This is a genomic window from Williamsia deligens (assembly GCF_024171765.1).
Lineage (GTDB): Bacteria > Actinomycetota > Actinomycetes > Mycobacteriales > Mycobacteriaceae > Williamsia_A > Williamsia_A deligens.
Map to the genome: position 1 here is coordinate 91,098 of NZ_JAMTCI010000002.1, position 25,989 is coordinate 117,086.

A 25,989-nucleotide genomic window follows, 5' to 3' on the forward strand; every position below is an offset into this window, starting at 1 on the left:
GTCACGTCGGTCCCGACAGCTTCGTCATGCGTGCGGCCGAGTACAGGTAGCTGTCCGGGAATCCCGTCGCCCCGAGGACCCGTCCGACGACGATGATCGCGGTACGGACGATCCCGGCCGCGTGCGTGCGGTCGGCGAGGTCGGCGAGGGTGCATCGCACGATGATCTCGTCGTCGCGACTGGCGAACGCGACGACGGCGCAGGGGCAGTCGGCGCCGTAGTGCGGCGTGAGGTCGGCCGCGACGGCGTCGACGCGGTGGGCCGCGAGGTGCAGCGACAGGGTGACGCCGGTGCGGGCGAGTTCGGACAGGGTCTCCCCCGGCGGCATGTCCGTCGAGAGCGTCGACACGCGCGTGATGAGCAGCGACTGGCCGATCCCGGGCACCGTGAGCTCCCGGCCCAGAGTGGCGGCGACCGCCGCGAACGCCGGGACCCCGGGGACGACGACGTGGTCGATGCCGATCGCGTCGAGCGCCCGGATCTGTTCGGCCATGGCGGAGTACAGCGAAGTGTCACCGGAGTGCAGGCGCGCCACGTCGTGACCGGCGTCGTGTGCGCGACGGATGTGGCCGACGATCTCGTCGAGGGGCATCCGCGCCGTGTCGATCAGCTCGGCGTCGTCGGGACAGTGGCTCAGGACCTCCTGCGGCACCAGCGATCCGGCATACAGACAGACGTGGCAGCGTCCGAGCGTGTCGACGGCGCGCAGCGTCAACAGATCCGGTGCGCCGGGCCCGGCTCCGATGAAGTGGACGGTCATGTGGCCTCCGGTGTGCGTGCCGTCCACTGGGTCACGGGGAGGATGGGACGCCAGGTCGTCATCTGTCCCAGCGGTGCGGCGGTCTCGAGGTGGATGCGGCGCAGGTCGCCCCCGCGGTCGCGGTGTGCGGTCAGGAGGAGGTTCTCCGACTCCAGGGTCACGGCGTTGGCGACGAGTCGTCCGCCGGGTCGCAATGCGGCCCAGCACGCGTCGAGCATGCCCGGGTCGGTGAGTCCCCCTCCGACGAAGATCGCATCCGGCGCCTCACCCCGGGGGAAGCTGTCCGGCGCCGGCCCCGCCACGGTGACCGTGTGGGGGACGCCGTGCCGCGCCGCGTTCCGCGCGATGCGCTCGCGTCGAGCGTCGTCGGCCTCGAACGTCCAGGCCCGACAGCGCCGGTCGGTGCGACACCATTCGACGGCGATGGATCCGGCACCGCCTCCGATGTCCCACAGCACCTCCCCGGCTGCGGGTCGGAGGGCGGACAGGGTCAGTGCACGTACCGCCGACTTGGTGAGCTGACCGTCGTTCTCGAACGTGTCGTCGTCGAGGCCGGTACCGGTCGCCAGGGGTGGGCCCACGCACTCGACGGCGACGACGGCGAGCGCAGATCCGGGAGGGTGTTGCCAGGTCGCGGCCGTGCCCGACCATCGGTCCTCCCGCGGTCCCCCGAGGTCGGCGAGAACCGTCAGCGTCGAGTCACCGAAACCGATGGAGGCCAACACCGCAGCCAGCGCCGCCGGCGTCGAGGCGTCGCGAGCCAACACGAGTAGTCGGATCCCGTCACCCGCCTCGGCGAGCACGGACTCGACCGGGTGGGTGACGACGGAACAGACCGGTGTGCGTGCGAGATCCCATCCCAGCCGCGCAGCGGCCAGCGACGCGCTCGACACGGCGGGGATCACCTGTACGCGGTCGGCGCCGATGCGGGCGACGATGCTCGCGCCCACCCCGTGGAACATCGGGTCACCGCTCGCCAGGACGTGCACGGTGCCGTCGGTGTGGGCCAGGAGCGCGTCGAGGTCGGCGGCCATGGGTGGCGCCCACGGGTGACGGCGGGCATCGACGTCCTGCGGGAGGAGCGCGAGCTGGCGGGCCGATCCGGCGACGATCGCCGCCGACCTCAACGCCTCCCGCGCCGCCTGGTTGAGTCCGTGCCATCCGTCGGCGCCGATGCCGACGACCACGACCGACGGGTCGGTCACCGGGGCATCCGACGCCAAACCGACTGCGGCAGAACACGCATGACCGCGAACACGGGACGCAGCGCGCCGGGGATCCAGACGGTGTGGCGACCGCGGTGCAGCGCGCGCACGACCGCCTCGCCGACCTGGTCCGCCGTGCTCGACATGGGAGCCGGGTCCACCCCGGACGCCATCAGGTCGCGGGTCATCGCGCCGACCACGAAGCCGGGCCGCGCGAGGAGCAGGTGGACGCCGGTGCCGTGCAGGGCGTCGGAGAGTCCGGAGGCGAACCCGTCGAGGCCGGCCTTGGTCGAGCCGTAGACGTAGTTCGCACGCCGGACGCGGACCCCGGCGACCGACGAGAACACGATCAGCGCACCGGACCCTTGGCGCCGCATCGCGGCGGCGAGAGGGGTGAGGACGCTGATCTGTGCCAGGTAGTCGGTGTGGGCGATCTGGAGAGCGTGGGCGTGATCGGTCTCGGCGCGTGCCTGGTCGCCGAGGATGCCGAACGCGATGACGGCGACGCCGATCCGACCGTGCTCGGCGACGATCGCGTCGACGAGACCGGGATGCGAGGCGGTGTCGTCGGCGTCGAAGGCGACCGTGTGCACCTCTGCGGCGCCGGCGTCGGTCAGCAGCGCCCGCTGATCGGCGAGGTCGTCGGGGCGACGCGCCGCGAGCACCACCGTCGCGCCGTCGACGATGCGCCGGGCCACCTCGATGCCGATCTCGCTGCGGCCCCCGAACACGACCACGACGCCGGAGGTGTCGGGGACTCGTCGGCGCAGCACGTGTCTCAGTCTCCCATCGGCCGGGGCCGGATCAGGAATCGGTGTCCCGTGGCTGCCGGAGGTGCTGCACGACATCGCGGTAGAACTCGGTGATCAGCGAGTCGGTGGCAGCGACGACGTTGCCGCGCGCCGGACCTCCACGCCCGCCGATCCCCGATGTCAGGGTGAGCGTGAACCGACGTGGGGGCCGTTCCTCGCTCTCCACGAGGACCTGAGGGTCGTCGCGCAGAGTGGAGAGCTCGACCTGCCGCGGAGGGGCCGCGGAACGAGACACCGTTGCCTGGACGAGCAGCTTCTCGGGGGCGTCGGGGACCTGTCGCAGCAGTTGTCGGACGGAGGTCGCCGCACGTGACGTGCGGGCGGCATCGACGGTGGTCGAACACGACACCTTGTCGGTCCGGAGATCCATCGACAGCGTCAGGGGGCCGACGGTGCCGGGAATCCGCAATGACCCGAACAGCACCCCCGAGTCGGTCAGCTGCTGGATCCGCGAGGTGCTGTCGACGCGATTGCGCGGGAACACCGGTTGCACGTCGACGCCGAGCAGGCAGGACAAGTCATGTCCGATGTGACGGATCAATTGGTCGAACTGCCTGCAGACCCCGTCAGCAGCCTTGTCCCGCGGATGGATGGTCTTGTTCTTGACCCCGTCTCTGACGTGCGCCCAGTCGGGACCCATGTCGGTGAAGCCCTGCAGCTTGGACTGGTCGTGCAGGAGATACCGGACGAACTCCCGCAGCACCCACCGTTGCGTCCCGTCTTCGACCTTGTCGTGCATCGACAGGTGTATCGCGACCGATCGGATCTCGTCCCACGAGACGTGCCGCAATGCGACCTTGCGCAGTTTGCGGCGGTCGATCTCGACAGGGAGGTCATCGCTGCCGGACAGCAGCTGATTGCTGATGGTGATGACCGCGTCGAACCCTTCGGTCCTGGCGAGCTCGACATACATCTCGACCTGCTCGGCGGTGAGAGGCGCGGTCGACGTCTTGACCTCGACGAGCGCGGTCCACGACCGACTGCCTCGACGCACCCGGACCAGACCGTCCGGCCGGATCGCTCTGCCGTGACGGGTGAACTGCGGTTCGACGAAGGTCTCGATGGTGCCGGCGATCGCTCCGCATCGTCGTGTCAGCTCACGTCCGAATTCGCGGACACCGCTCATCACAGCGAGAAGCGCGGAGGCCGAACGGCGTTCGCGTTCTTCGCCCTTGCCGATGCCGGACACGGAGAACAGCCGCGCGCGATCCCACTCGTCGTCGTCGGTCAACGAGCTGGCGATGGACCAGTCCGGCAGCCGCGGCGGCCGGACGGCTCGACGCGCAACTGTGAGGCGATTCGGCGGGCCCGGCGTCGGCGGGGAATCCCCGTCCGGTTCCGCCTGCAGATCGTCTGGGGGCACGGGGACTTCCGCTGTATCGACAGCTATCTCGGCCTCCGCGGCATCGACCTCCACCCCGTGCTGACGCGCGAGTTCCGCGAGACCGCCCGCGTATCCCTGCCCGACGGCGCGGAACTTCCACTGATCACCGCGACGATAGAACTCACCCGGCACGACTGCTGTGATGCCGGGCTCGGGTGCGGCGACGAACTCCGCGATCGACTCGGTGTCAGGCGAGACCGACAACGACATGGTCAGCGCTTGCAGTGCGAGCGACCCCGTCGTCGGTGTCGATCCGGTGTCGACGCTCGCCACCAGGATCACGCGGTCGACAGTGGGGTCGACCCTGTCGAGCTGCAGGGTCAACGTCGCCAGCTGCGCCTCGTCGTGTGCTGCGATCTCCATCCGGACGGCGCCGTCGTCCGCGACCGGCTGGTTGTAGAACACGAAATCGGCGTTGTCACGAACAGCACCGCTGGTGTCGACCAGGAGTGCGCTGATGTCGGGGTGCGGCAGATCGTCGGTGTCGGCGCCCGGGCTCAGATCCACTCGACACTCCAGAGCGGCGTCGCCCTGTCCGACGACGAGGTTCTCCCCCGGTTGGAGAACGCGTGATTCGGACATCGGCCGACTATTGCACAGGTGACCGACGATGTGGTCCGCGTCGGTGACCGGCAGGCCGACGGCTGTTGATCGTTACCCTCGACCTCGTGCCCCGCGACGCGTCCGACCTCTCCGACTCCGCCCTGGAGTTCCTCACCGATCGACACCTGGCGAGCTTGGTGACACTCCGTGCCGACGGCACGCCGCACTCGGTGGCTGTGGGTGTGACCTATGACCCCGAGCGACAGCTCGCTCGCGTCATCACCTTCGAGGGAAGTCAGAAGGTCCGCAACGCGGAGCGGTCGGGATACGCGGCGGTGACGCACGTCGACGGGCCACGGTGGCTGACCCTGGAGGGTCCGGCGCGCGTGAACCGCGAGCCCGATGCCGTCGCGGAGGCGGAGCGCCGCTACGCCGCGCGCTACCGCCAGCCCAAGCCCAACCCCCGCCGCGTCGTCATCGAGTTCGACGTCACCCGCGTCCTGGGATCGCGGTCGCTGCTCGGCGAACAGGACTGACCGACAGGGATCAGACCGCGGTGAGTCCGTGCGGGCGCTTGTTGACGGCCTCGCAGCCGTCGGCGGTGACGATCACGATGTCCTCGATGCGTGCGCCCCACTGGCCGGGGAAGTAGATCCCGGGCTCGATGGAGAACGCCATCCCCTCGCTGAGCACCGTGTCGTTCCCGCCGACGATGTAGGGCTCCTCGTGCACCGACAGGCCGATGCCGTGGCCGGTGCGGTGGATGAACCACTCCCCCAGACCTGCGTCGACGAGCACCTGTCGCGCCGCGGCGTCGACGGCCTCGGCCGGGATCCCGGGCCGTACGGCCTCCACCGCGGCCTGCTGAGCGCGCTCGAGCACCGCGCACCGCTCGGCGATGTCCGAAGTCGGCGCGCCGACGCTGTAGGTGCGGGTCGAGTCCGAGAAGTAGCCGGGGTCCACCGGACCGCCGATGTCCACCACGACGATGTCGCCGGCCTCGATGACGCGGTCGGAGACCTCGTGGTGGGGATCGGCGCCGTTCGGTCCCGAGCCGACGATGACGAACTCGGCCCGGGTGTGTCCCTCGGCGATGATCGCGGCCGTGATGTCGTCGGCGACCGCCCGTTCGGTGCGGCCGGGCCGCAACCATTCACCCACCCGCGCATGGACACGGTCGATCGCGGCGCCGGCGCGGCGCAGGGCCTCGACCTCGGCGTCGTCCTTGCTCATCCGCAGGGTGCGCAGCACCTCCGTCGCGAGTACCGGCAGCGCGCCGTTGCGATCGGCGAGAGGCAGCAGGTGCAGTGCGGGAACGGCATCGGACACAGCGAGGGCGGATCCGGCCGGGACACCCTGCAGGGCGAGGGCGTAGGGATCGTCACCGTCGACCCAATCACGCGTCGCCACACCGAGTTCACCGACAGCCGACGCCCGCAGGGCGGCGAGCTCGAGCCGAGGGACCATTACCCACGGGTCGCCCTGAGCGGGGACGACCAGCGCGAGCAGCCGCTCGAAGGTGCTGGCACGGGAACCGGTCAGGTAGTCCAGATCAGGGCCGGGTCCGACGAGGAGCGCGTGCAGGCCGGAGTCGGCCGCAGCGGACGCGGCGCGGGCCAGGCGATCGGCGTAGACCGAGGACGGGAATCGCTGCTGTGTCACGGTGTCCACAGTGTCACGACGTCGCCGGCGACGCCCGTTCCCGGGCGCAGCCCCGTCTGGCATTGTGGGTCACCATGGCCGCCCCCCTGATGCTGCTCGACGGTGCCAGCCTGTGGTTCCGGGCGTTCCACGGGATCCCCGAGAAGATCACCGCGCCCGACGGCCGCCCGGTCAACGCGGTCCGCGGGTTCCTCGACATGATCGCGGTCCTGGTCGAGCGCGACCGTCCCCGCCGACTCGTCACCTGTCTCGACGTCGACTGGCGACCGGAGTTCCGCGTCGCCCTCATCCCGTCGTACAAGGCACATCGTGTCGCGGAGGTGGTGCCCGCCGCGGACGGTGAGACGTTCGTGGAGGAGGTCCCCGACACCCTCACCCCGCAGGTCGCGATGATCGCCGACGTGCTGGCCGCGGCCGGCATCGCGAGCGCGGGCGCCCACGACTGCGAGGCCGACGACGTCATCGGGACACTCGCCGACTCGGAGACCCAGGACCCCGTCGTGGTCGTCAGCGGCGACCGCGACCTGCTGCAGGTGGTCCGCGACGACCCGGTGGAGGTACGAGTCCTCTACGTCGGCAAGGGGGTCAACCGCGCCGAGCGGTTCGGTCCCGACGAGGTGGCCGCGAAATATGCGGTCCCGCAGCAGCACCCGGGCACCGCCTATGCCGAACTGGCGATCCTGCGCGGGGACCCGTCCGACGGGTTGCCCGGCGTCAAGGGGGTCGGCGAGAAGACCGCATCCACCCTGCTGCGCGAGTTCGGTGACCTCGACGCGGTCGAGGCCGCCGCACGCGCCGGGGACCGTCGTATCTCGGCGCGGATCGCCGCGTCCATCACCGACGCCCACGACTATCTCGCCGCCGCACGCACGGTGGTCTTCGTCCGGACCGACGCCGATGTCGTCTACGAGTCCGGCGATGCCCCGGCTCTCGTCCCCGCCGGGCCGGCGGACGGCGCAGCGCTGTCGGCCCTGGTCGACGAGCTCGGCATCGGGTCGTCGGTCAACCGGATGGCCACGGCGTTCGGCTGGGACGAACGGTTCTGACCCTCCGGCGGGGACCCGGGGCTCAGTTCGACCCGGGTCGACCGACCTCGTAGGTGCCCTTGTCGTCGAGGAACGTGACGGTGACCTGCTGCTGCGCGCCCGCCACGGTCAGGCTGCAGCGGAAGCTCGACCCCTTCTCGACCTTCTGACCGTTCGGGCACCGCACCGCGGACACGTCCGTCGCCTGGTAGTCGCGGACGAGGACCGTGCGCACACCCTTCTCCACCGAGGACCGGGACAACTCCGTGGTCACCGCGAAGCCGGGTGCCCAGAACGCCGTGATCGCGAGGACGGCCAGCACCAGGACGACGATCCCACCGACCGCCCCCAGGACGGCCGGTGATCGCTTCCTGCCGGCCGGGGTCATCGACGTGAATGCGTCCTGGCCCGGGCCGGGGATCTGCCCGTACTGCTGCTGATCGAACCCGGGCTGCCCGAAGGCGGGCCCGCCGTGCGGCTGGTTGCCATAGGACGGCTGTTCCCACTGCGGACCGCCCTGGGTGGGCCCGCTCCAGGCGCCACCGGGCTGCGTCTGGTCGCCGTACTGCGGCGGTGCGCCCCACCCCTGCCCCTGCTGCCCGTACTGGGGTTGTCCGGCCGGGGGCTGCCCGTATTGGGGTTGGCCGTACTGCTGGTGCCCGTAGGCAGGCTGGTCGGGGCTCGGCGGACGGGACGGGTCCTGCCACGCGGTGGAGGGATCCTGCCCGCCCCCGTCGCCCTCGGGGGACGTACCCGGGGTGTGGGGGTCGGTCATCTCCAGCCTCCCGGCGCTCGCATCGTCGACGTCTGCGGCGCGGCCGTCTCGGCGCGCGCCCGCGACCGAACATACCCCACGGTCAGGGGCGCGACGGGGAGCTCGCGGCGCGTCCGAGCGCTCGGATCAGCCGAGCTCGACGGCCACGACTCCACGCGTGATGGCACGCGACGCCGCGCGTGCGGTCGTCGCGACGGGAGTACCGGTCGCCGCCATCCTGATCTGTTCCAACAGGTCGATCACCTGGCGGGACCACCGGACGAAATCGCCTGCGGGCAGGGCCCGTCCGCGATCACCCGCCACGGCGAGCACCTCCGCCAGGGGTCGTCCCGACGCCCAGAGGTTCATGGCCAGGGCGAAACCGGCGTCGGGTTCGCGGGTCACCGCGACGTGGTGGCGTTCCTCGACCACGGCGAGATCCCGCCATGCCCGATGGGTCGCGGTGATGGCGTCGCGGACGGCACCCTCGCCGGTCACGAGGTCCGCACCGGCGTAGGCGTCGCGGCGCGACTCGTAGACCACCGACGAGACCACCGCCGCGAGCTGCGGGGCGTTCAGCCGGTCCCAGATGCCGCTGCGCAGGCATTCGCAGATCAGCAGATCGCTCTCGCTGTAGACGCGGGCCAGGGCGGACCCGGACGCGGTCACCGTGAGGTCGTCGTCCTCGCCGTCCCTGCCGAGATAACCGAGCTCGGTGAGCACGGCGACCACACGGTCGAAGGTGACCGACAGTGTCGACGTGCGCGTGTGCACGGCGTCGAGGAGTCCGTCGAGCTCCCGCTGGATGCGGGCGCGCCGCTCGGCGAGGCGGAACAGCTCGTCCGAGCCGGACAGCTCGTGGGCGGGGTGTGCACGCAGGCGGGATCGCAGACGCGTCAGTTCGTCGTCCTCGGACGCCGGCGACCTCTTGGCCGGGCGACCACGCGGCATCTCGATACCTGTGCTGCGCAACGCCGACGCGAGATCCCGACGGCCACGACCGGTCCGCCGATCGACCTGTTTGCCCAGCCGCATGTCCCCGAGCACCTCGGGTGGGTTGACGAAGTCGCGGGCTCCCACACGGCCGCACCAGGCGTCCTCGCACAGCACCAGCGGCCGGGGGTCGCGACGGTCCGAGGCCTGCTCCACGACGACCGCCAGCCCGCGGTGCTTCCCTCCGCGCAGCGCGATCACGTGTCCGCGCTTGAGGCCGAAGAGGTCGTCGACGACTGCGTCCTGGCGGTCGATCCTGGTGCGGAACTTCAGGTCCCGTTCCCGCGCGCGGATGGTCTGCCGCAACCGCATGTACCCGAAGAAACCCTCGTGGGTGTCGGGCCCGGCCGTCCGATCGGGGTCGATGGATCCGGGGTCCATGCCGAGTGTCGATGCGCGTCCGGTCAGTTCGGCGTCGACCGTGCGCAGCGTGGCGCGGGTCGCGTCGATGCGCCGGTGCTGGCCGACGACGGAGCGGTCGGCCTGGAACTGCGCGAAGGACCGGTCCAGCAGGGTCTTGGCGCCGACGAAACCGAGACGGTCGATCAGGTTGATGGCCATGTTGTACTCGGGTGCGAACGAGCTGCGCAGGGGGAACGTGCGGGCACCGGCCAGCCCGGCGACGCGACCGGGGTCGAGGTCGGGTGAATACACGACCACCGCGTGACCCTCGACGTCGATGCCGCGGCGCCCGGCGCGGCCGGTGAGCTGGGTGAACTCGCCGGGGGTCAGGTCGACGTGGGCTTCGCCGTTGAACTTCACCAGCCGTTCCAACACCACCGACCGGGCGGGCATGTTGATGCCGAGCGCCAGCGTCTCCGTCGCGAACACTGCTCGGACGAGGCCGCGGACGAACAGCTCCTCCACCGCGTGGCGGAACGCGGGCAGCATGCCCGCGTGGTGTGCGGCGAATCCCCGCGACAGGGCCGACGCCCAACGGTCGACGCGCAGGACGTCGCGGTCGGCCTCGGACAGCTCCCCGATGTGCCGCTCGACGACCTCGTCGACCTGGGCGGCCTCGGCGGGGGCGAGGAGGCTGAGACCCGAGCGGAGACACTGGTCGAGAGCGGCGTCGCACCCGGCGCGGGAGAACACGAAGGTGATGGCGGGCAGCAGTCCGTCGCGGTCGAGTCGGGCGATGAGATCAGGCCGGGACACGACGGCGCCCGGACGCGCGTCGCGACCGCGGCCACCGCGCTGCGGACCGCCGCCCGGCCCACCCCCCGCCGAGCGGGGGGCATCACCACGTCGGTGGTGGCGTGGACCTCGCCCGCCGTGGGCCCGGTCGTGGTCGTCGACCATCTCGCGCTGTCGGATGTGGCGGGTGAGTTCCGGGTTGACCTCCGGTTTGCCGCCGGGCGTGCCGCGACGGTCGAACAGGTCGAAGAGGCGGTTGCCCACCAACATGTGCTGCCACAGCGGGACCGGCCGGTGTTCGTCGACGACCACGGTGGTGTCGCCGCGCACGGTCTTGATCCAGTCGCCGAACTCCTCGGCGTTGCTCACCGTCGCAGAGAGACTGACCACCTTTACCGACGGGTCGAGGTGCAGGATGACCTCCTCCCACACCGCACCGCGGAACCGGTCGGCCAGGAAGTGCACCTCGTCCATGACGACATGGGAGAGCCCGGGCAGCGCAGGCGAATTCGCGTAGATCATGTTCCGCACGACCTCGGTGGTCATGACGACCACGGGTGCGTGCGGGTTGATCGAGCTGTCGCCGGTGAGCAGTCCGACGGCGTCGGGGCCGTGCACGGCGACGAGGTCGGCGTACTTCTGGTTGCTGAGCGCCTTGATCGGTGTGGTGTAGAAGCACTTCGATCCCGACGCCAGCGCCAGGTGCACCGCGAACTCACCGACGATCGTCTTCCCCGCGCCGGTGGGTGCGCAGACGAGCACACCGTGACCGTCCTCCAGCGCCGAGCAGGCGGCGATCTGGAACGGGTCGAGACCGAACTCGAGCCGCTCGGTGAACTCCGCCAGTCGGGGCCGGGCCACCAAGGCCTCAGGGGTGCCGACCGCGTCCAGGGGGCGCGATGCGGCGTCGGGGTCAGAGAACGTCATCGAGATCCGACGCGCGGATCGACGAGGCCGGGGCGACCGCGGGCGTCGCCGACACCATCTCGGGGCGGTGGTCGAGTGGAGATGCCTCCTCGTCGGAGAGGTGCTCCCAGTTCTCCCCGACACGCTTGGCCTTGCGCCGGTCGTGGAGGCGGGTGAACTGCACGGCCAGCTCGAACAGCACGGTCAGTGCCAGCGCCAACGCCAGCATGGTGAACGGGTCGGAGCCGGGCGTGACGACCGCGGCGAACACGAACAGACCGAAGGTGAGGCCGCGCCGCCACGCCTTGAGACGCGCGTAGGTGAGCACCCCGATGAGGTTGAGCGCGATGATCAGCAGCGGCACCTCGAAGCTGACCCCGAAGATGATCAGCAGATGCAGCATGAACGTGAAGTACTGGTCGCCGGCGAGGGCGGTGACCTGGACGTCGTTGCCGACAGTGAGCAGGAAATGGAACGCCTTGGCGACGACCAGGTAGGCCAGCACCGTCCCGCTCACGAACAGGACGGCGGCAGCGGCGACGAAGGACAACCCGTATCGGCGTTCGTTCTGGTGCAGGCCCGGGGTGATGAACTGCCACAGCTGGTGGAACCAGATGGGGCAGGCCAGCACGACGCCGGCGGTGGCCCCGACCTTGAGGCGGAGCAGGAACTGGTCGAACGGTCCGGTCGCGAGGAGTCGACACTCGTCCCCAGGCGTGAGGGTCGCGCGGGAACTCGCCGGGAGCGAACAGTAGGGGCCCCGCAGCAGCTCGCCCAGAGACTCGAGCCCGAAGGCACCACGGGAGTACCAGATGAAACCGATGATCGTCGTCAGCGCGATCGCGATCAGTGAGATCAGCAGACGCTTCCGCAGCTCGTAGAGGTGCTCGACGAGCGACATGGTGCCATCGGGATTGACCCGGCGCCGGTTGCGGCGCGGGTCCAGAGGAATGCGGACCACAGTCGGTTACGCGTGCGCGGCGCGAGCGTCGAGATGCTCAGGCGCTGCGGCGCTCCCCCTCGGTGGTGGTGTGCGCGGTCGGGTCGGTCGGGGCGGGCGCCGGGATCTGGCGAGGGGTGGTGTCCTCGGTGTCGGCGTGCGCGTGATCGTCCTTCTTGCCGTCGTTCTGCATCTCTTTGACCTCGGACTTGAAGATGCGCATCGACCGACCGAGCCCGCGTGCGGCGTCCGGGAGTTTCTTCGACCCGAACAGGATCAGGAACACGATCACCACGATGATGATGTGCCATGGCTGGATGGCGCCCATTGGCCTTCCTTTCACGCGTCGACTGCTGCCGATGCTACCGGACCACCGCGGACCGGCGGGGGTGCGACGACCGCTCAGGACGGGTTCGCGGTCCGTGTCCCCGCGGCCTCGTAGGCTCCCAGCGCGGCCGTGGCGCGTCGCACCGCGTCCTGCGTGACGTCCGGTGCGTCGGCGAGTCGGATGCGGCCCCCGAACCCCAGCAGGAACCGCGTCAACCACTCGTCGGACCCATAGGTCATCCGGCCGCGGAGCACTCCCGCGGCGTCACCCTGCCCGGCGTCCCCGCTCCCGGTGTCGAGGAGGTCGATGAGGTGGTAGTCGACGACCCAGGCGACGGTCGGGTCGATGAGGAGGTCCACGGTCGGCAGACCCTCGTCGCCGTCGCCGAACAACGACAGCGAGGACGACCCGGCCTCGGCGCGGTGATCGCCCGCCGGCTCCTCGAGTTCGCGGGCCTCGTCGATCCGGTCGAGCCGGAACAGACGGACACCGTCGCTCTCGCGGCACCACCCCTCCAGGTAGGCCTTGCCGTCGACCGCCTGGATGCGGATGGGGTCGACCGTCCGTTCCGACGTCGCGTCGCGGGACGCGGAGTAGTAGCGCAACCACACCGCGCGCCGGTTGCGCAGGGCCGAGCGGACCACGCCGTCCCACCCGTCACCGGTGGCCGGGCCGCTCGCACCGGGGTCCGTCGGGGCGTCGTCCGATGTCTGCGTGGGGTCGGCCCCGAGTGCGGCGTCCCCGACTGCACGCTCGATCTTGGCGATCGCGCGCTGCGCCGCGTCGGCGTCGACGACGCCACCCATGTCGAGCAGGGCCCGCAATGCCATCAGCAGCACCGACGCCTCGGCAGGCGTCAGGCGCAGGGGGCGGTCCATGCCGGCGGAGAAGGTGACGTCGACGGTGTCGCGGTCCTCGAAGTCGAGGTCGATGAGGTCGCCCGGCGAGTAGCCGGGCAGCCCACACATCCACAGCTGGTAGAGGTCCTTGCCCAGCTGGTCCACCGTGACGCCGAGGTCCGCCGCGGCCTGCTTCTTGGTGACCCCGGGATGGGCGAGGAAGTACGGAACCATCGCGAGCAGGCGCGACAGGCGGTTCGGGTGGGCGCTCATGCGGTCAGCTCCGCGACCACGCCGCGCAGGCCGGAGACCACCGCGTCGACCAGTGCCGGTGGCTCGAGGGCCACCGCGTCCTCACCGGCGGCGACGACCTGGCGTGCGAGACCGTCGAGCGACCACTCCGGCAGCGTCACGACCGATCCCTCGCGGCCCGCGAGAGCCGACGGCGCCGCGCTGTCTGCCGCCCGCCGCAGACCGGCTGCACGGCCGTCGGCCACCCACACCGTGGCGGGTCCCGACACACCGGCGTCGGCGAAACTCGTGGCCGCGGCCACCACCTCGCGCAGGTCAATGTCCTCGGGACGGGTCACCTCCCCGTCGATCTCGTCGATCGGTTCCGAGATGCGTGACAGACGGAAGGTCCGTGTCTCACCGCGGTCGCGGTCATGGCCCACGACGTACCAGCGCCCGCGGTGTGTCACCACACCCCACGGCTCGAGTCGACGGGTGGTCGGCTGCGCCGTCGGCGACGGCCGGTGTCCGAAGCTGATCGCCCGACGGTTCTCCACCGCGGCGAGCAGCGCGGCCAGCACCGCCTCGGATCCCATCGCCCGGGGGGTCGCTGCGCGCACACCCACGGCGAGGTCGGTGTCGGCGATGAGCTCGACCCCGCCCGCCCGCAGCTTGAGCAGCGCGGTGCGGGCCGCGGCGGCCATCGACGGGTCGTCCCAGAGTGCGGCGGCCATGGTGACGGCCGCGGACTCGTCGCGGTCGAGATCGATGGCGGGCAGCTCGTAGGCACTGCGGTTGATCCGGTACCCGTCGACGTCCGATCGCCCGGAGTCGCGACCCGTCTCCAGCGGGATGCCCAGATCGCGCAGCTCGTTCTTGTCGCGCTCGAACATCCGGTTGAAGGCCTCGATGCTCGCCGAGTCCCCATATCCCTCGACGAGCGTGCGGATCTCGTCCGCGGTGAGGTAGTGCTCGGTCGACAACAGGCAGATCACCAGGTTCATCAACCGTTCGATTTTGCTGACTGCCACCCGAGGCAGCCTAGTGCTCGCCCGGTGCGCCCGTGTCCGACCCGCCGGGCGCGGTCGGACCCGTCGTCACATCGACGCGATGAGCCTGTCCACCCGCTCGTCGACGTTGCGGAACGGGTCCTTGCACAGCACGGTCCGCTGCGCCTGGTCGTTCAGCTTGAGATGCACCCAGTCGACGGTGAAATCGCGCCCGGCCTTCTGCGCCGCGGCGATGAAGTCCCCGCGCAACTTGGCGCGGGTGGTCTGCGGCGGCTCCTCGACGGCGTTCTTGATGTCCTCGTCGGTGGTGACGCGGCGGACGAGACCCTTGCGCGACATCAGGTCGAACACACCGCGTCCCCGCTTGATGTCGTGGAAGGCGAGGTCCAACTGCGCGATCTTCGGGTCGGCCAGGTCCATGTCGTACCGATCCTGGTAGCGCTGGAACAGCTTGCGCTTGATGACCCAGTCGATCTCGGTGTCGACCGAGGAGAAGTCCTGCGACTCCACGGCGTCCAGCGTGCGGCCCCACAGGTCGACGACGAGGTCCATCTCCGGGTCGGGACGGCGGTTGCGGAGGTGCTCCACCGCGCGGGAGTGGTACTCGCGCTGGATGTCGAGGGCACTCGCCTGCCGACCACCTGCCAGGCGGACGGGACGACGACCCGTGGTGTCGTGGCTGACCTCACGGATCGCGCGAATCGGGTTGTCGAGGGCGAAGTCGCGGAACGAGACCCCCGCCTCGATCATCTCGAGCACCAGCGCCGCAGACCCCACCTTGAGCATGGTGGTGGTCTCGGCCATGTTCGAGTCACCGACGATCACGTGCAGACGCCGGTACTTCTCCGCGTCGGCGTGGGGCTCGTCGCGGGTGTTGATGATCGGGCGTGAGCGCGTCGTCGCCGACGAGACGCCCTCCCAGATGTGCTCGGCGCGCTGCGACAGGCAGTAGGTCGCGGCCTTCGGGGTCTGCAGGACCTTGCCGGCGCCGCAGATCAGCTGTCGGGTGACGAGGAACGGCAGCAGGACGTCGGAGATGCGGGAGAACTCCCCCGCCCGCACGACGCAGTAGTTCTCGTGGCAGCCGTAGGAGTTGCCGGCCGAGTCGGTGTTGTTCTTGAAGAGGTAGATGTCACCGCCGATGCCCTCGTCGGCGAGGCGGCGCTCGGCGTCGACGAGGAGTTCCTCGAGCACCAGCTCACCGGCGCGATCGTGGTTCACCAGCTGGATCAGGCCGTCGCACTCGGCGGTCGCGTACTCGGGATGCGACCCGACATCGAGGTAGAGACGAGCCCCGTTCTGCAGGAACACGTTCGACGACCGACCCCAGGACACGACGCGACGGAACAGATAGCGCGCCACCTCGTCCGGGCTCAGCCGGCGATGACCATGAAAGGTGCAGGTCACGCCAAACTCTGTCTCGATGCCCATGATGCGACGTTCCACCTGGTCGAGACTACCGGTGTGTGGCGCGGGTGGTCGGGATGCGCGCGCGGGCGCGACCGACTGTCAGGACGGTGTGTCGCCCGTCGACGACTCCGCGTCCTCGTCCGAGGTGCTCTCGGCGGGTGCCGGGAGGATCGCGGCCACCGCGTCGGCGCTCAGCCTGCGGAACGCGCGGCGGGGACGACCCCGGTCGAGCACGGCCACCTCGAGGTCACCGGCCGCGAGCACTCGTGGCTCGGACGGCTGCGTCGAACCGTTCGGCGTCGGTGCCGGTGCTCCGAGCGCGGCGACCGCGCCCTGCAGGGCGGTCGCGAGGTCGGCGTCGGCGGCGTAGGTGTCCTTCATCGCGGTGGTGATCGACTCAGTGGTGCCACCCATGACCATGAAGCGCGTCTCGTCCGCGATCGACCCGTCGTAGGTGATCCGGTACAGCTGCGACGGCGTGGTCTTGCCGGGCTGGGCCACCTCGGCCACGCACAGTTCGACCTCGAACGGCTTGGGCTGCTCGGTGAACACCGACCCCAGCGTGTTCGCGTACGCGTTCGCCAGCGACAGCCCGCTGACGTCGGCCCTGTCGTAGCTGTAGCCGCGGACGTCGGCGAGCTGGATCCCCGCCTTGCGGAGGGTCTCGAACTCGTTGTACTTGCCGACCGCGGCGAACCCGATGCGGTCGTAGATCTCGCTGACCTTGCGCAGGGCGTTCGACGGGTTCTCGGCGACGAACAGCACGCCGTCGGCGTAGGTGAGGACGATGACGCTGCGTCCGCGGGCGATGCCCTTGCGGGCGAGTTCCGAGCGATCGCGCATGATCTGCTCGGCACTGGCGTAGTACGGGAACGTCATGACGCGTCACCTCCGAACGCGGAATCGTGGGCTGCGGTCCGCTCGGCGACGAGAGCGCGGGCGGCCTCCTCGATCTCGGCCGACGGGACCTCGCGGGCACCGTCGACGTCGATGGAGACCGCGGTCGGCACGATGCGGCGGACAAGATCCGGTCCGCCGGTGGCGGAGTCGTCGTCGGCGGCGTCGAACAGCGCCTCCACGGCGATCCGCAGGGCGGAGGCGGCGTCGAGGTCGGCGCGGAACAACTTCTTCAACGAGGACTTCGCGAACACCGAGCCCGAGCCGATCGCCTGGTAGCCGCCGAACTCCTCGTGGCGGTCGCCGGCGACGTCGAACGAGAAGATCCGTCCGCGTCGTGTCGCCTCGGCCCCCTCCGGATCGAACCCGACGAGCATGGGGATGGCGACGAGGCCCTGCATCGCCGCGCCGAGGTTGGAGCGGACCATGGTGGCCAGACGGGTCACCTTGCCGTCGAGGGTGAGCGGCACACCCTCGATCTTCTCGTAGTGCTCGAGCTCGACCGCGAACAGCCGGACCATCTCCACGGCGATGCCCGCCGTGCCCGCGATGCCCGCCGCCGAGTACTCGTCGGTGACGAAAGTCTTGCGGATGTCGCGGCTGGCGATCATGTTGCCCGCGGTCGCACGCCGGTCACCGGCGATGAGGACGCCACCAGGGTAGGAGACGGCCACGATGGTCGTCCCGTGCGGGATGGATTCCGCAGCCGTCACGGCGAAGGAGGTGTCGGGCAGGAGTTCCGGGGCGGTGCGCCGCAGGTGATCGGTGAAGGACGAGATGTCACGACCGATGCCGTCGAGCCGTCCGCTCACTGGCCGCCCTTCTGCACGTAGGCGCGCACGAAGTCCTCGGCGTTCTCCTCGAGCACGTCGTCGATCTCGTCGAGGAGGTCGTCGGTGTCGTCGGCGAGCTTCTCGCGACGTTCCTGCCCGGCGCCGGTGTCGGGACCCTGGGCGGAGTCGTCGTCCCCGCCACCACTGCGCCGCGTCTGCTCCTGCGCCATTGCTGCCTCCTCGATACTGCCTCCCGACGCCGAGGCGCCGAGAAGTCCGTTCTGTTCACACTACCGGCAGGGGTCCGGGCGGCGCGGGACACGCGCCCACCCCGCGATCAGGTGGTCAGCTGGTCGACCAGTTCGGCCGCGGAGTCGACGGAGTCCAGGAGCGCGCCGACGTGGGCACGACTGCCGCGCAACGGCTCCAGGGTCGGGATGCGCACCAGGGAGTCCCCGCCGAGGTCGAAGATGACCGAGTCCCAGCTGGCCGCCGCGATGTCCGCGCCGAAGCGTCGCAGGCACTCGCCGCGGAAGTACGCGCGCGTGTTCTCCGGCGGAGTCGAGACCGCGTCCATCACCTGCTGCTCGGTCACCAGGCGCTGCATGGACCCCCGGGCGACCAGGCGGTTGTACAGGCCCTTGTCCAGCCGGACGTCGGAGTACTGCAGGTCGACGAGGTGCAGGCGCGGTGCGGACCACCCCAGTCCCTCCCGCGAACGGAATCCCTCCAGCAGGCGCAGTTTGGCCGGCCAGTCGAGGATGTCGGCGCACTCCATGGGGTCGCGCTCGAGGCGGTCGAGGACGTCGATCCAGGTGTCGAGCACATGCTGCGCGCGGGGGTCGTCGGTCCCGCGCTCGCGGGCGAACTCGGCGCAGCGCTCGTGGTAGATGCGCTGCACGGACAGGGCGGTGACCTCGCGTCCGTCGGCCAGCGCCACCGTCCCGGTGAGGGTCGGGTCGTGGCTGATGCGGTGCACCGCGGTCACCGGGCGGGCGAGCTCCACGTCGGAGAAGTCGATCCCGGCCTCGATCAGGTCGAGCACGAGAGAGGTGGTCCCCACCTTCAGGTAGGTGGCCGTCTCGGCGAGGTTGGCGTCGCCGATGATGACGTGCAGGCGGCGATACCGGTCGGGGTCGGCGTGCGGCTCGTCGCGGGTGTTGATGATGCCGCGCTTGAGCGTGGTCTCGAGCCCGACCTCCACCTCGATGTAGTCGGCACGCTGTGACAACTGGAAGCCGGCGTCGTCGCCGGACTGGCCGAGGCCGACGCGCCCGGCGCCGGTGAACACCTGGCGCGTGGCGAAGAACGGTGTCAGACCGGCGATCGCGGCCGAGAACGGCGTCTGCCGTGCCATCAGGTAGTTCTCGTGGGTGCCGTAGGAGGCGCCCTTGCCGTCGATGTTGTTCTTGTACAACTGCAGCCGGGGTGCGCCGGGGACACTGGCGACGTGCCGGGCCGCCGCCTCCATGACCCGCTCCCCCGCCTTGTCCCAGATCACCGCGTCCATCGGATCGGTGACCTCGGGGGCCGAGTACTCGGGGTGGGCGTGGTCCACGTAGAGCCGTGCACCGTTGGTGAGGATCATGTTCGCCGCGCCGACCTCGTCGGCGTCGATGATCGGGGCCGGCCCCGACGACCTGCCGAGGTCGAACCCCCGGGCGTCACGCAGAGGTGACTCGACCTCGTAGTCCCATCGCGTGCGCTTCGCCCGCGGGACACCGGCGGCGGCCGCATAGGCCAACACCGCCTGCGTCGAGGTCATGATCGGGTTCGCACCCGGATCGTTGGGGGCCGATATGCCGTACTCGACCTCGGTACCGATGATGCGCTGCACACCCCGAGCGTAGGCGTCGCGCGGACGGGCGGCGTGCGCCGACCCGTCCGCGCGGACGTCCCGTGGGCACCGTCAGAGGTACTGACCGGTGTTCGTCTCGGTGTCGATGGCGCGACTGGCACCGGAGCTCTTGCCGGTGACGAGTGTCCGGATGTACACGATCCGCTCGCCCTTCTTGCCCGAGATGCGTGCCCAGTCATCGGGATTGGTGGTGTTCGGCAGATCCTCGTTCTCGGCGAACTCGTCGAGGATCGAGTCGAACAGATGCTGCACCCGCAGGCCCGGCGCGCCGGTCTCCAGCTGCGACTTGATCGCGTACTTCTTCGCCCGGTCGACGACGTTCTGGATCATCGCACCGGAGTTGAAGTCCTTGAAGTACATGATCTCCTTGTCGCCGTTGGCGTAGGTGACCTCCAGGAACCGGTTGTCCTCGTTCTCGGCGTACATCCGCTCGACGACCCGCTCGATCATCGCCGCGATGCACGCGCCGCGGTCGCCGCCGAACTCCGCGATGTCGTCGGCGTGGATCGGCAGGGTCTCCACGAGGTACTTGGAGAAGATGTCGATGGCCGACTCCGCGTCGGGACGCTCGATCTTGATCTTCACGTCGAGACGGCCCGGGCGCAGGATGGCCGGGTCGATCATGTCCTCGCGGTTCGACGCACCGATGACGATGACGTTCTCGAGGCCCTCGACGCCGTCGATCTCGCTCAGCAACTGCGGCACGACGGTGGTCTCCACGTCGGAGGAGACACCGGACCCGCGGGTGCGGAAGATCGAGTCCATCTCGTCGAAGAACACGATCACCGGGGTGCCCTCGGACGCCTTCTCACGGGCACGCTGGAAGATCAGGCGGATGTGCCGTTCGGTCTCACCGACGAACTTGTTGAGCAGCTCGGGACCCTTGATGTTCAGGAAGTACGACTTGGCCTCGCGGGCGTCGTCGCCACGCGCCAACGCGATCTTCTTGGCCAGCGAGTTCGCGACGGCCTTGGCGATGAGCGTCTTGCCGCAGCCGGGAGGGCCGTAGAGCAGGACGCCCTTCGGCGGGCGCAGTGAGTAGTCGCGGAACAGGTCCTTGTGCAGGAACGGCAGTTCCACGGCGTCGCGGATCTGCTCGATCTGCCGACCCAGACCACCGATGTCCTCGTAGCCGACGTCCGGCACCTCCTCGAGGACGAGGTCCTCGACCTCGGCCTTGGGGACGCGCTCGAACGCGAAGCCGGCCTTGGTGTCGACGAGCAGCGAGTCGCCGGGACGCAGCGACCGCTTGCCGTCCTCGCCCTCGACGTCACCGCGCAGCGGCTCGGCGAGCCACACGACACGCTCCTCGTCGGCGTGGCCGACCACGAGCGCCCGGTCGCCGGCGCCGAGCACCTCGCGCAGCGTGCTGATCTCACCGACGGAGTCGAACTCGCACGCCTCGACGATCGTCAGCGCCTCGTTGAGGCGGACGGTCTGGCCGTGACGCAGCGCGTCGACGTCGATGTTCGGCGAGATGGTCAGACGCATCTTCCGGCCCGAGGTGAAGACGTCGACGGTGGAGTCCTCGTACGTGGCCAGCAGCACGCCGTACCCGCTGGGCGGCTGGCCCAGACGGTCGACCTCCTCGCGCAGTGCGAGGAGCTGCTGACGGGCGTCCTTGAGCGTGTCGAGGAGCTTCGCGTTGCGCGCGCTGAGCGTGTCCACGCGCTCCTGCAGGTCCCCGCTCAGCGGGCGCTCGGCGCCTCCGGTGTCGGGGATGGGCACACGCCCGTGGCCGGGTCGACCCGATCGCTCGGCGCCGTCGTCGCGGCGGGCGTTCTCATGACGGTCGGATTCGGTCATTGCTGACTCCTCTCGCCGGTGAGGCGCAATCGCCCTCACCGTCCTTCCACGCTACCGGCGTGCACGCACCGATGCCCCGCAGGCGCGATCAGGAGGTCGCGAGCGTCCCGAATGCTGGACACGCCGACACCCCGTGGTCGTCGGCGGCGGCGTCAGCCCTTGCTGGGACGACGGGCCGGTCGCAGCGTGACCGTGCCGGGCGCGAGACGGCGCGCGGTGACGAGGAAAGCGGTGTGACCTTGCATCTTGTGCGACGGACGCACCGCGAGGCCGACGACGTTCCAGTCACGGACCAACGACTCCCACGCACGGGGTTCGGTCCAGCACTCCTGCTCACGCAGGCCCTCGACGACCCGGGACAGCTGTGTGACGGTCGCCACATAGACGATGAGGACCCCGCCGGGCCGGATGGTCTCGGCGACGACGTCGAGCGTCTCCCACGGTGCGAGCATGTCCAGCACGACGCGGTCGACCTTCTCGGGACGCTGCGCCGCGGGGTGCTCGCGGATGTCGGCGACGGTGAGGTCCCAGTTGTCCGGTCGTCCCCCGAAGAACGTCTCCACGTTGCGGACGGCGTGCTCGGCGTGGTCGTCGCGGACCTCGTAGGAGATGACCCGACCCTCGGGACCGACCGCCCGCAACAGCGAGCAGGTCAGGGCGCCGGATCCGGCGCCGGCCTCGAGCACCGTGCATCCCGGGTGGATGTCGCCCTCGGTGATGATCTGGGCAGCGTCCTTCGGGTAGATCACCTGCGCACCGCGGGGCATCGAGAGGACGTAGTCGACGAGCAGCGGGCGCAGCGCGAGGTACTGCGCACCACCGGTCGACGCCACGATGCTGCCCTCGTCCGCGCCGATCAGGTCGTCGTGGGCGATGCCGCCGTGGTGGGTGAAGAACGACTTGCCGGGTTCGAGCAGCACGGTGAACTTGCGACCCTTGGTGTCGGTCAGCTGGACGCGGTCACCGACCGCGAACGCGGGATCATGGGTCATCGCGCCTGCCCGCCTCTGTCGCACACCGGGCTTACCCTGCCAGGTGTGACCGATGTGATCTGCGGCGACCCTGCACCGACGACGCCGGGTGCACCCACGTCCCCACGGCCGGCCGGTCGGGAGATCTCCACCCGCCCGACCGCCATCGCGGACCCGCCCGTCCGGGTCCCGCGTGGGCCCGCGCTGTCCCCGTCGCGTGCCGCGGACTTCAAGCAGTGCCCCCTGCTCTACCGCTACCGGGCGATCGACCGCTTCCCGGAACCGTCGACGACGGCCCAGGTGCGGGGCACGGTGGTGCACTCCGCGCTCGAGCACCTCTTCGACCTCCCGGCCCCGGTCCGCACCCGCGAGACCGCCGACGATCTCATCGACGCCGCGTGGGACGTGCTGTGCGAGAAGGAGCCCGAGCTCCGCGACCTCGTCCCGACCGATGGCGTCGCCGGGTTCCTCTCCGACGCGCACAAGCTCATCGAGACCTACTACCGCATGGAGGACCCCACCGCGTTCGACGCCCAGAGCTGCGAGCTGCGCGTCGAGGTCGACCTCGCCGACGACGTCGCGTTACGGGGTTTCGTCGACCGGATCGACGTCGCTCCCACCGGCGAGATCCGCGTCGTCGACTACAAGACGGGACGCGCACCCGGTGAGGCGTTCGAGGCCCGCGCGCTGTTCCAGATGAAGTTCTATGCCCTCGCCATCCTGCGTCTGCGCGGTGTGGTCCCGGCGCGTCTGCAACTGATGTACCTCGCCGACGGACAGCAGCTGCGCTACACACCCGACCGCGACGAGCTCGAACGCTTCGCCCGCACCCTGACCGCAATGTGGCGCGCGATCCGCGAGGCCGGGATCACCGGCGACTTCCGTCCGAAGAAGTCGTCGATGTGCCGGTTCTGCGACCACAAGGCGCGCTGCCCGGAGTTCGGCGGGACCATCCCGGCCTATCCGGGGTGGCCGGGCACGCCGGGCGAGGACACCGTCGCCGACCGCGTCGCGTCGTGACCGCGGACGCCACCCACGACGAACCGGCCTACTACGTCCCCCTCGGGGAGTCCGACGGCTGGCTGCACCTGTCGCCCACCGGGCACACCCTGAGCGTCTGGGCCGACACCCTCCAACACGGTGGACCGCCCTCGGCGCTGATGCTGTGGGCGATCGAACGGCTGGGCCGCCCGCCCGGGACGGCCATCTCCCGTATCGGCATCGACATCCTCGGCGCGGTCGGACTCGACGAGAACCGCGTCCGCGCGCGGGTGCTCCGCCCGGGACGGCAGATCTCGCTGGTCGGGGCCGAGCTCGACGTCAGGACCGCGACCGGCGAGTTCCGGACAGCCGCGCGGGCCACGGCGTGGGTGCTCGCGACCGGTGACACCGCAGCCATCGCCTCGCCCTCCCCTGACTTCTCCGCGCCCGACGGTCCCGCCGACGACCGCCCAGAGCAGTGGACGGATCAGGGCTGGGGCGACACGGGGTTCATCGCCGCCGTCGACGTTGTCGGTGTGGATCGTCCCGGTCCGACCTGGCTGCGTCCGCGGTACCCCGTCGTCGCGGGCGAACCGACCGGTCCCTACGCGAACCTGTGCTGTGTGGTCGACATCGCCAACGGCCTCGGCAGCAGCCTGTCCGCGCTCGAGTGGCAGTGGATGAACACGGACACGACCATCCACCTGCAGCGTGCGCCGGTGGGTGACTGGGTCGGTGTCGACGCGGCGATGGTCGCGGGGCCGGAGGGCTACGGGTTCACCGGCGCCGACCTGCACGACGCCCACGGGGCGATCGGCCGGTCGAGCCAGACCATCCTGATCCAGCCGCGATCCTGACGAGAGGGCCTCAGAAGCGGCAGGAGCGGATGTCGGTGACGAGGATCGCCTTCGCGCCCGTCGCGGAGAGCTCGTCCATGACGGCCTGGTGGCCCGCCCGGGGGACCATGGCGCGCACGGCGACCCAGTTCTCGTCGGCCATCGGCGCGATCGTCGGGGACTCGAGCCCCGGGGTGATGCGGACCGCCTCGTCGAGGAGATCCTTGCGGCAGTCGTAGTCCATCATCACGTACTGCTGCGCGACGACGACGCCCTGGATGCGGGCGATCAGACCGGCGGCCGCACCCGTGGGTTCCTTGTCCGCGCCGTGGATGAGGACCGCCTCCGATTCGCACATCACCTCGCCGAACGCGGCCAGTCCGTGCTGACGCAGGGTCCGGCCCGAGCCGACGACGTCGGCGACAGCGTCGGCCACCCCGAGCGCGATGGAGATCTCGACCGCACCGTCGAGTCGGATGATGTCGGCCGTGATCCCCCGCTTGGCGAGGTCGGCGGCGACGATGTTGCCGAAGGACGTGGCGATGCGTTTGCCGGCGAGATCGTCGACGGTCATCGCGACGTCGGCGGGTCCGGCGTAGCGGAACGTCGACGTACCGAAGCCCAGGGCCAGGCGCTCGACGACGGGTGCCTGGGACTCCCAGGCCAGGTCGCGTCCGGTGATGCCCAGGTCCAGCTCTCCCGACCCCACGTAGATCGCGATGTCCTTGGGACGCAGGAAGAAGAACTCGACGTCGTTGGCGGAGTCGAGGACCGTGAGGTCCTTCGCGTCGGTGCGCCGCCGGTACCCGGCCTCGGCGAGGATGCCCGCCGCGGCCTCCGACAGCGCGCCCTTGTTCGGGACAGCTACGCGCAGCATCGTTCTCTCATCTCGTCGTGGGCGTGGGGCGACCGCGGGGAGGGGCTCACAGGTGCCGGTACACGTCCGACGTGGTCAGGCCGCGTTTGATCATCACGACCTGCAGCCAGTAGAGCAACTGGGATATCTCCTCCGACAGCGACTCGTCGGACTCGTACTCGGCGGCGAGCCACACCTCGCCGGCCTCCTCGACGATCTTCTTGCCGAGGTGATGCACCCCGGCGTCGAGGGCGGCCACGGTGCCGCTGCCCTCCGGCCGCGTCGCGGCGCGGTCGGACAGTTCGGCGAACAGCTCGTCGAAGGTCTTCACGAGGGTTCAGTCTCCCACGGCGGGTCGGTCGAGCCCCTCACCGGCGACGCGGAAGGCCTCCGCGAGCACCGCGGCGTCGACGCCGACGAGGCTGTCGCGGTGCACGCGGCCCGGGACGGACGGCACCGGCGCGTCGGAGGGGACCACCAGGGTGGGGCACCCGGCCGCGAGGGCGGCCGCGGATCCCGTCGGCGAGTCCTCGACGACCAGACACTCCGCCGGCGCCACACCGAGGTGCGCGGCCGCCGCGAGGTAGAGGTCGGGCGCCGGCTTCCCAACGGGGACCTCGTCCCCGCAGAACGTGACGGCGAAGCGGTTCGCCCCCACCGTCGGCAGCGCCTTGTCGGTCAGGACACGTTCGGTGTTGGTCACCAGTGCCATCGGGATGTCCAGGCCGGCGACGAGGTCCAGGAGGTCCTGCGCACCGGGCCGCCACGGGATGCCGTCGGCGAACAACTCCGAGACCCGGTCGCGCAGCCACTGGGCCGCGCCGTCGAGGTCGCGGTCTCCTGCCGGGACGGCGGCGGCGTCGAACAGGCGGGTCAGCGCGTCGACCATCGAGTTGCCGAGGGTGGACTGTCGCAGCTCGTGGGTCATCGCGACACCGAGCTTGGCGGCGAGGTCGGCCATGGCGACGTCCCACAGCTTCTCCGAGTCGAGCAGGGTCCCGTCCATGTCCCACAGGACGGCGCGCGGAAGTCGGGTCACGTGGACCCATCCTTCCCTACCGGCGTGTCCTCC

25 protein-coding genes are annotated in these 25,989 nt (G+C 70.3%); 4 read left to right on the forward strand and 21 right to left on the reverse strand.

Annotated features, from left to right (window positions below; all coding sequences use genetic code 11):
* Window position 1: 1 nt before the first annotated feature.
* From cobM to LX14_RS14740, 4 genes are read right to left on the reverse strand one after another with little or no spacing between them, the layout of a single operon-like run.
* Complete coding sequence (cobM, locus tag LX14_RS14725) at window positions 2–760, reverse strand: precorrin-4 C(11)-methyltransferase (RefSeq protein ID WP_253648115.1); 759 nt, start codon at window positions 758–760, stop codon at window positions 2–4.
* Window positions 757–1,965 (reverse strand): precorrin-6y C5,15-methyltransferase (decarboxylating) subunit CbiE, encoded by a 1,209-nt coding sequence (cbiE, locus tag LX14_RS14730; RefSeq protein ID WP_253648116.1) that lies wholly within the window; start codon window positions 1,963–1,965, stop codon window positions 757–759. Before cbiE ends, cobM begins: the two co-directional genes overlap by 4 nt.
* Window positions 1,962–2,738, reverse strand: coding sequence for a decaprenylphospho-beta-D-erythro-pentofuranosid-2-ulose 2-reductase (dprE2, locus tag LX14_RS14735; protein ID WP_253648117.1), 777 nt, complete (start codon window positions 2,736–2,738; stop codon window positions 1,962–1,964). Before dprE2 ends, cbiE begins: the two co-directional genes overlap by 4 nt.
* Window positions 2,739–2,769: 31 nt before the next feature.
* Complete coding sequence (locus tag LX14_RS14740; RefSeq protein WP_253648118.1) at window positions 2,770–4,743, reverse strand: TerD family protein; 1,974 nt, start codon at window positions 4,741–4,743, stop codon at window positions 2,770–2,772.
* Window positions 4,744–4,829: 86 nt separating this feature from the next.
* On the opposite strand from LX14_RS14740, the gene LX14_RS14745 reads away from it, so the two are divergent.
* On the forward strand, window positions 4,830–5,240 hold the full coding sequence (locus LX14_RS14745) for a pyridoxamine 5'-phosphate oxidase family protein (protein WP_253648119.1): 411 nt from the start codon (window positions 4,830–4,832) through the stop codon (window positions 5,238–5,240).
* A gap of 10 nt (window positions 5,241–5,250) precedes the next feature.
* Here LX14_RS14745 and LX14_RS14750 read toward each other — a convergent pair whose 3' ends face one another.
* Entirely contained in the window at window positions 5,251–6,429 is a 1,179-nt protein-coding gene (locus LX14_RS14750; protein WP_301283712.1) for a M24 family metallopeptidase, read from the reverse strand.
* 11 nt (window positions 6,430–6,440) lie between these two features.
* Between LX14_RS14750 and LX14_RS14755 the strand changes: the two genes are divergently transcribed.
* Window positions 6,441–7,412 (forward strand): 5'-3' exonuclease, encoded by a 972-nt coding sequence (locus LX14_RS14755; protein WP_253648121.1) that lies wholly within the window; start codon window positions 6,441–6,443, stop codon window positions 7,410–7,412.
* 22 nt (window positions 7,413–7,434) lie between these two features.
* Here the strand turns inward: LX14_RS14755 and LX14_RS14760 are convergent, their stop codons facing one another.
* From LX14_RS14760 to LX14_RS14820, 13 genes are all read right to left on the reverse strand, one after another.
* Window positions 7,435–8,166, reverse strand: coding sequence for a DUF4333 domain-containing protein (locus LX14_RS14760; protein WP_253648122.1), 732 nt, complete (start codon window positions 8,164–8,166; stop codon window positions 7,435–7,437).
* A 126-nt stretch (window positions 8,167–8,292) separates the two neighbouring features.
* Window positions 8,293–11,202, reverse strand: a complete 2,910-nt coding sequence (locus LX14_RS14765) for a DEAD/DEAH box helicase (RefSeq protein ID WP_253648123.1) — start codon at window positions 11,200–11,202, stop codon at window positions 8,293–8,295.
* A complete protein-coding gene (tatC, locus tag LX14_RS14770) occupies window positions 11,189–12,082 on the reverse strand; it encodes a twin-arginine translocase subunit TatC (protein ID WP_253648124.1) in 894 nt (297 codons plus the stop codon). The genes LX14_RS14765 and tatC overlap by 14 nt, the downstream gene beginning before the upstream one ends.
* A gap of 97 nt (window positions 12,083–12,179) precedes the next feature.
* Window positions 12,180–12,449: a Sec-independent protein translocase subunit TatA gene (gene tatA / locus LX14_RS14775; protein WP_253648125.1), complete on the reverse strand. Its 270-nt coding sequence runs from the start codon at window positions 12,447–12,449 to the stop codon at window positions 12,180–12,182.
* Window positions 12,450–12,523: 74 nt separating this feature from the next.
* Window positions 12,524–13,561 carry a helix-turn-helix transcriptional regulator gene (locus tag LX14_RS14780; RefSeq protein WP_253648126.1) on the reverse strand — a complete coding sequence of 346 codons (1,038 nt, stop codon included), beginning with the start codon at window positions 13,559–13,561 and terminating at the stop codon, window positions 12,524–12,526.
* Window positions 13,558–14,550: a helix-turn-helix transcriptional regulator gene (locus LX14_RS14785; RefSeq protein ID WP_253648127.1), complete on the reverse strand. Its 993-nt coding sequence runs from the start codon at window positions 14,548–14,550 to the stop codon at window positions 13,558–13,560. Before LX14_RS14785 ends, LX14_RS14780 begins: the two co-directional genes overlap by 4 nt.
* Before the next feature lie 66 nt (window positions 14,551–14,616).
* Window positions 14,617–15,975: a Pup--protein ligase gene (gene pafA / locus LX14_RS14790; protein WP_253648128.1), complete on the reverse strand. Its 1,359-nt coding sequence runs from the start codon at window positions 15,973–15,975 to the stop codon at window positions 14,617–14,619.
* 63 nt (window positions 15,976–16,038) lie between these two features.
* Window positions 16,039–16,818 carry a proteasome subunit alpha gene (gene prcA, locus LX14_RS14795; RefSeq protein ID WP_253648129.1) on the reverse strand — a complete coding sequence of 260 codons (780 nt, stop codon included), beginning with the start codon at window positions 16,816–16,818 and terminating at the stop codon, window positions 16,039–16,041.
* Window positions 16,815–17,648 carry a proteasome subunit beta gene (gene prcB / locus LX14_RS14800; protein ID WP_253648130.1) on the reverse strand — a complete coding sequence of 278 codons (834 nt, stop codon included), beginning with the start codon at window positions 17,646–17,648 and terminating at the stop codon, window positions 16,815–16,817. Before prcB ends, prcA begins: the two co-directional genes overlap by 4 nt.
* Window positions 17,645–17,839: a ubiquitin-like protein Pup gene (locus LX14_RS14805; RefSeq protein WP_253648131.1), complete on the reverse strand. Its 195-nt coding sequence runs from the start codon at window positions 17,837–17,839 to the stop codon at window positions 17,645–17,647. Before LX14_RS14805 ends, prcB begins: the two co-directional genes overlap by 4 nt.
* A gap of 107 nt (window positions 17,840–17,946) precedes the next feature.
* On the reverse strand, window positions 17,947–19,446 hold the full coding sequence (dop, locus tag LX14_RS14810) for a depupylase/deamidase Dop (RefSeq protein WP_253648132.1): 1,500 nt from the start codon (window positions 19,444–19,446) through the stop codon (window positions 17,947–17,949).
* Window positions 19,447–19,518: 72 nt separating this feature from the next.
* Entirely contained in the window at window positions 19,519–21,273 is a 1,755-nt protein-coding gene (gene arc / locus LX14_RS14815) for a proteasome ATPase (protein WP_253648133.1), read from the reverse strand.
* A gap of 152 nt (window positions 21,274–21,425) precedes the next feature.
* The gene (locus LX14_RS14820) at window positions 21,426–22,265 is read right to left on the reverse strand and encodes a tRNA (adenine-N1)-methyltransferase (protein ID WP_253648134.1); all 840 of its coding nucleotides are present in this window, start codon (window positions 22,263–22,265) and stop codon (window positions 21,426–21,428) included.
* Between the two features lie 36 nt (window positions 22,266–22,301).
* Here LX14_RS14820 and LX14_RS14825 point away from each other — a divergent pair, with 36 nt between their 5' ends.
* Window positions 22,302–23,264 carry a RecB family exonuclease gene (locus LX14_RS14825; RefSeq protein ID WP_372505419.1) on the forward strand — a complete coding sequence of 321 codons (963 nt, stop codon included), beginning with the start codon at window positions 22,302–22,304 and terminating at the stop codon, window positions 23,262–23,264.
* A complete protein-coding gene (locus LX14_RS14830; protein WP_253648135.1) occupies window positions 23,261–24,082 on the forward strand; it encodes a thioesterase family protein in 822 nt (273 codons plus the stop codon). The genes LX14_RS14825 and LX14_RS14830 overlap by 4 nt, the downstream gene beginning before the upstream one ends.
* Before the next feature lie 10 nt (window positions 24,083–24,092).
* Here the strand turns inward: LX14_RS14830 and hisG are convergent, their stop codons facing one another.
* Genes hisG through LX14_RS14845 form a run of 3 tightly spaced genes read right to left on the reverse strand, consistent with a single transcriptional unit; the run spans window position 24,093 to window position 25,956 of the window.
* Window positions 24,093–24,938, reverse strand: coding sequence for an ATP phosphoribosyltransferase (gene hisG / locus LX14_RS14835; RefSeq protein ID WP_253648136.1), 846 nt, complete (start codon window positions 24,936–24,938; stop codon window positions 24,093–24,095).
* Window positions 24,939–24,984: 46 nt separating this feature from the next.
* Entirely contained in the window at window positions 24,985–25,248 is a 264-nt protein-coding gene (locus LX14_RS14840) for a phosphoribosyl-ATP diphosphatase (RefSeq protein WP_253648137.1), read from the reverse strand.
* A gap of 6 nt (window positions 25,249–25,254) precedes the next feature.
* Window positions 25,255–25,956 (reverse strand): HAD family hydrolase, encoded by a 702-nt coding sequence (locus LX14_RS14845; protein WP_308214122.1) that lies wholly within the window; start codon window positions 25,954–25,956, stop codon window positions 25,255–25,257.
* Window positions 25,957–25,989: the final 33 nt, after the last annotated feature.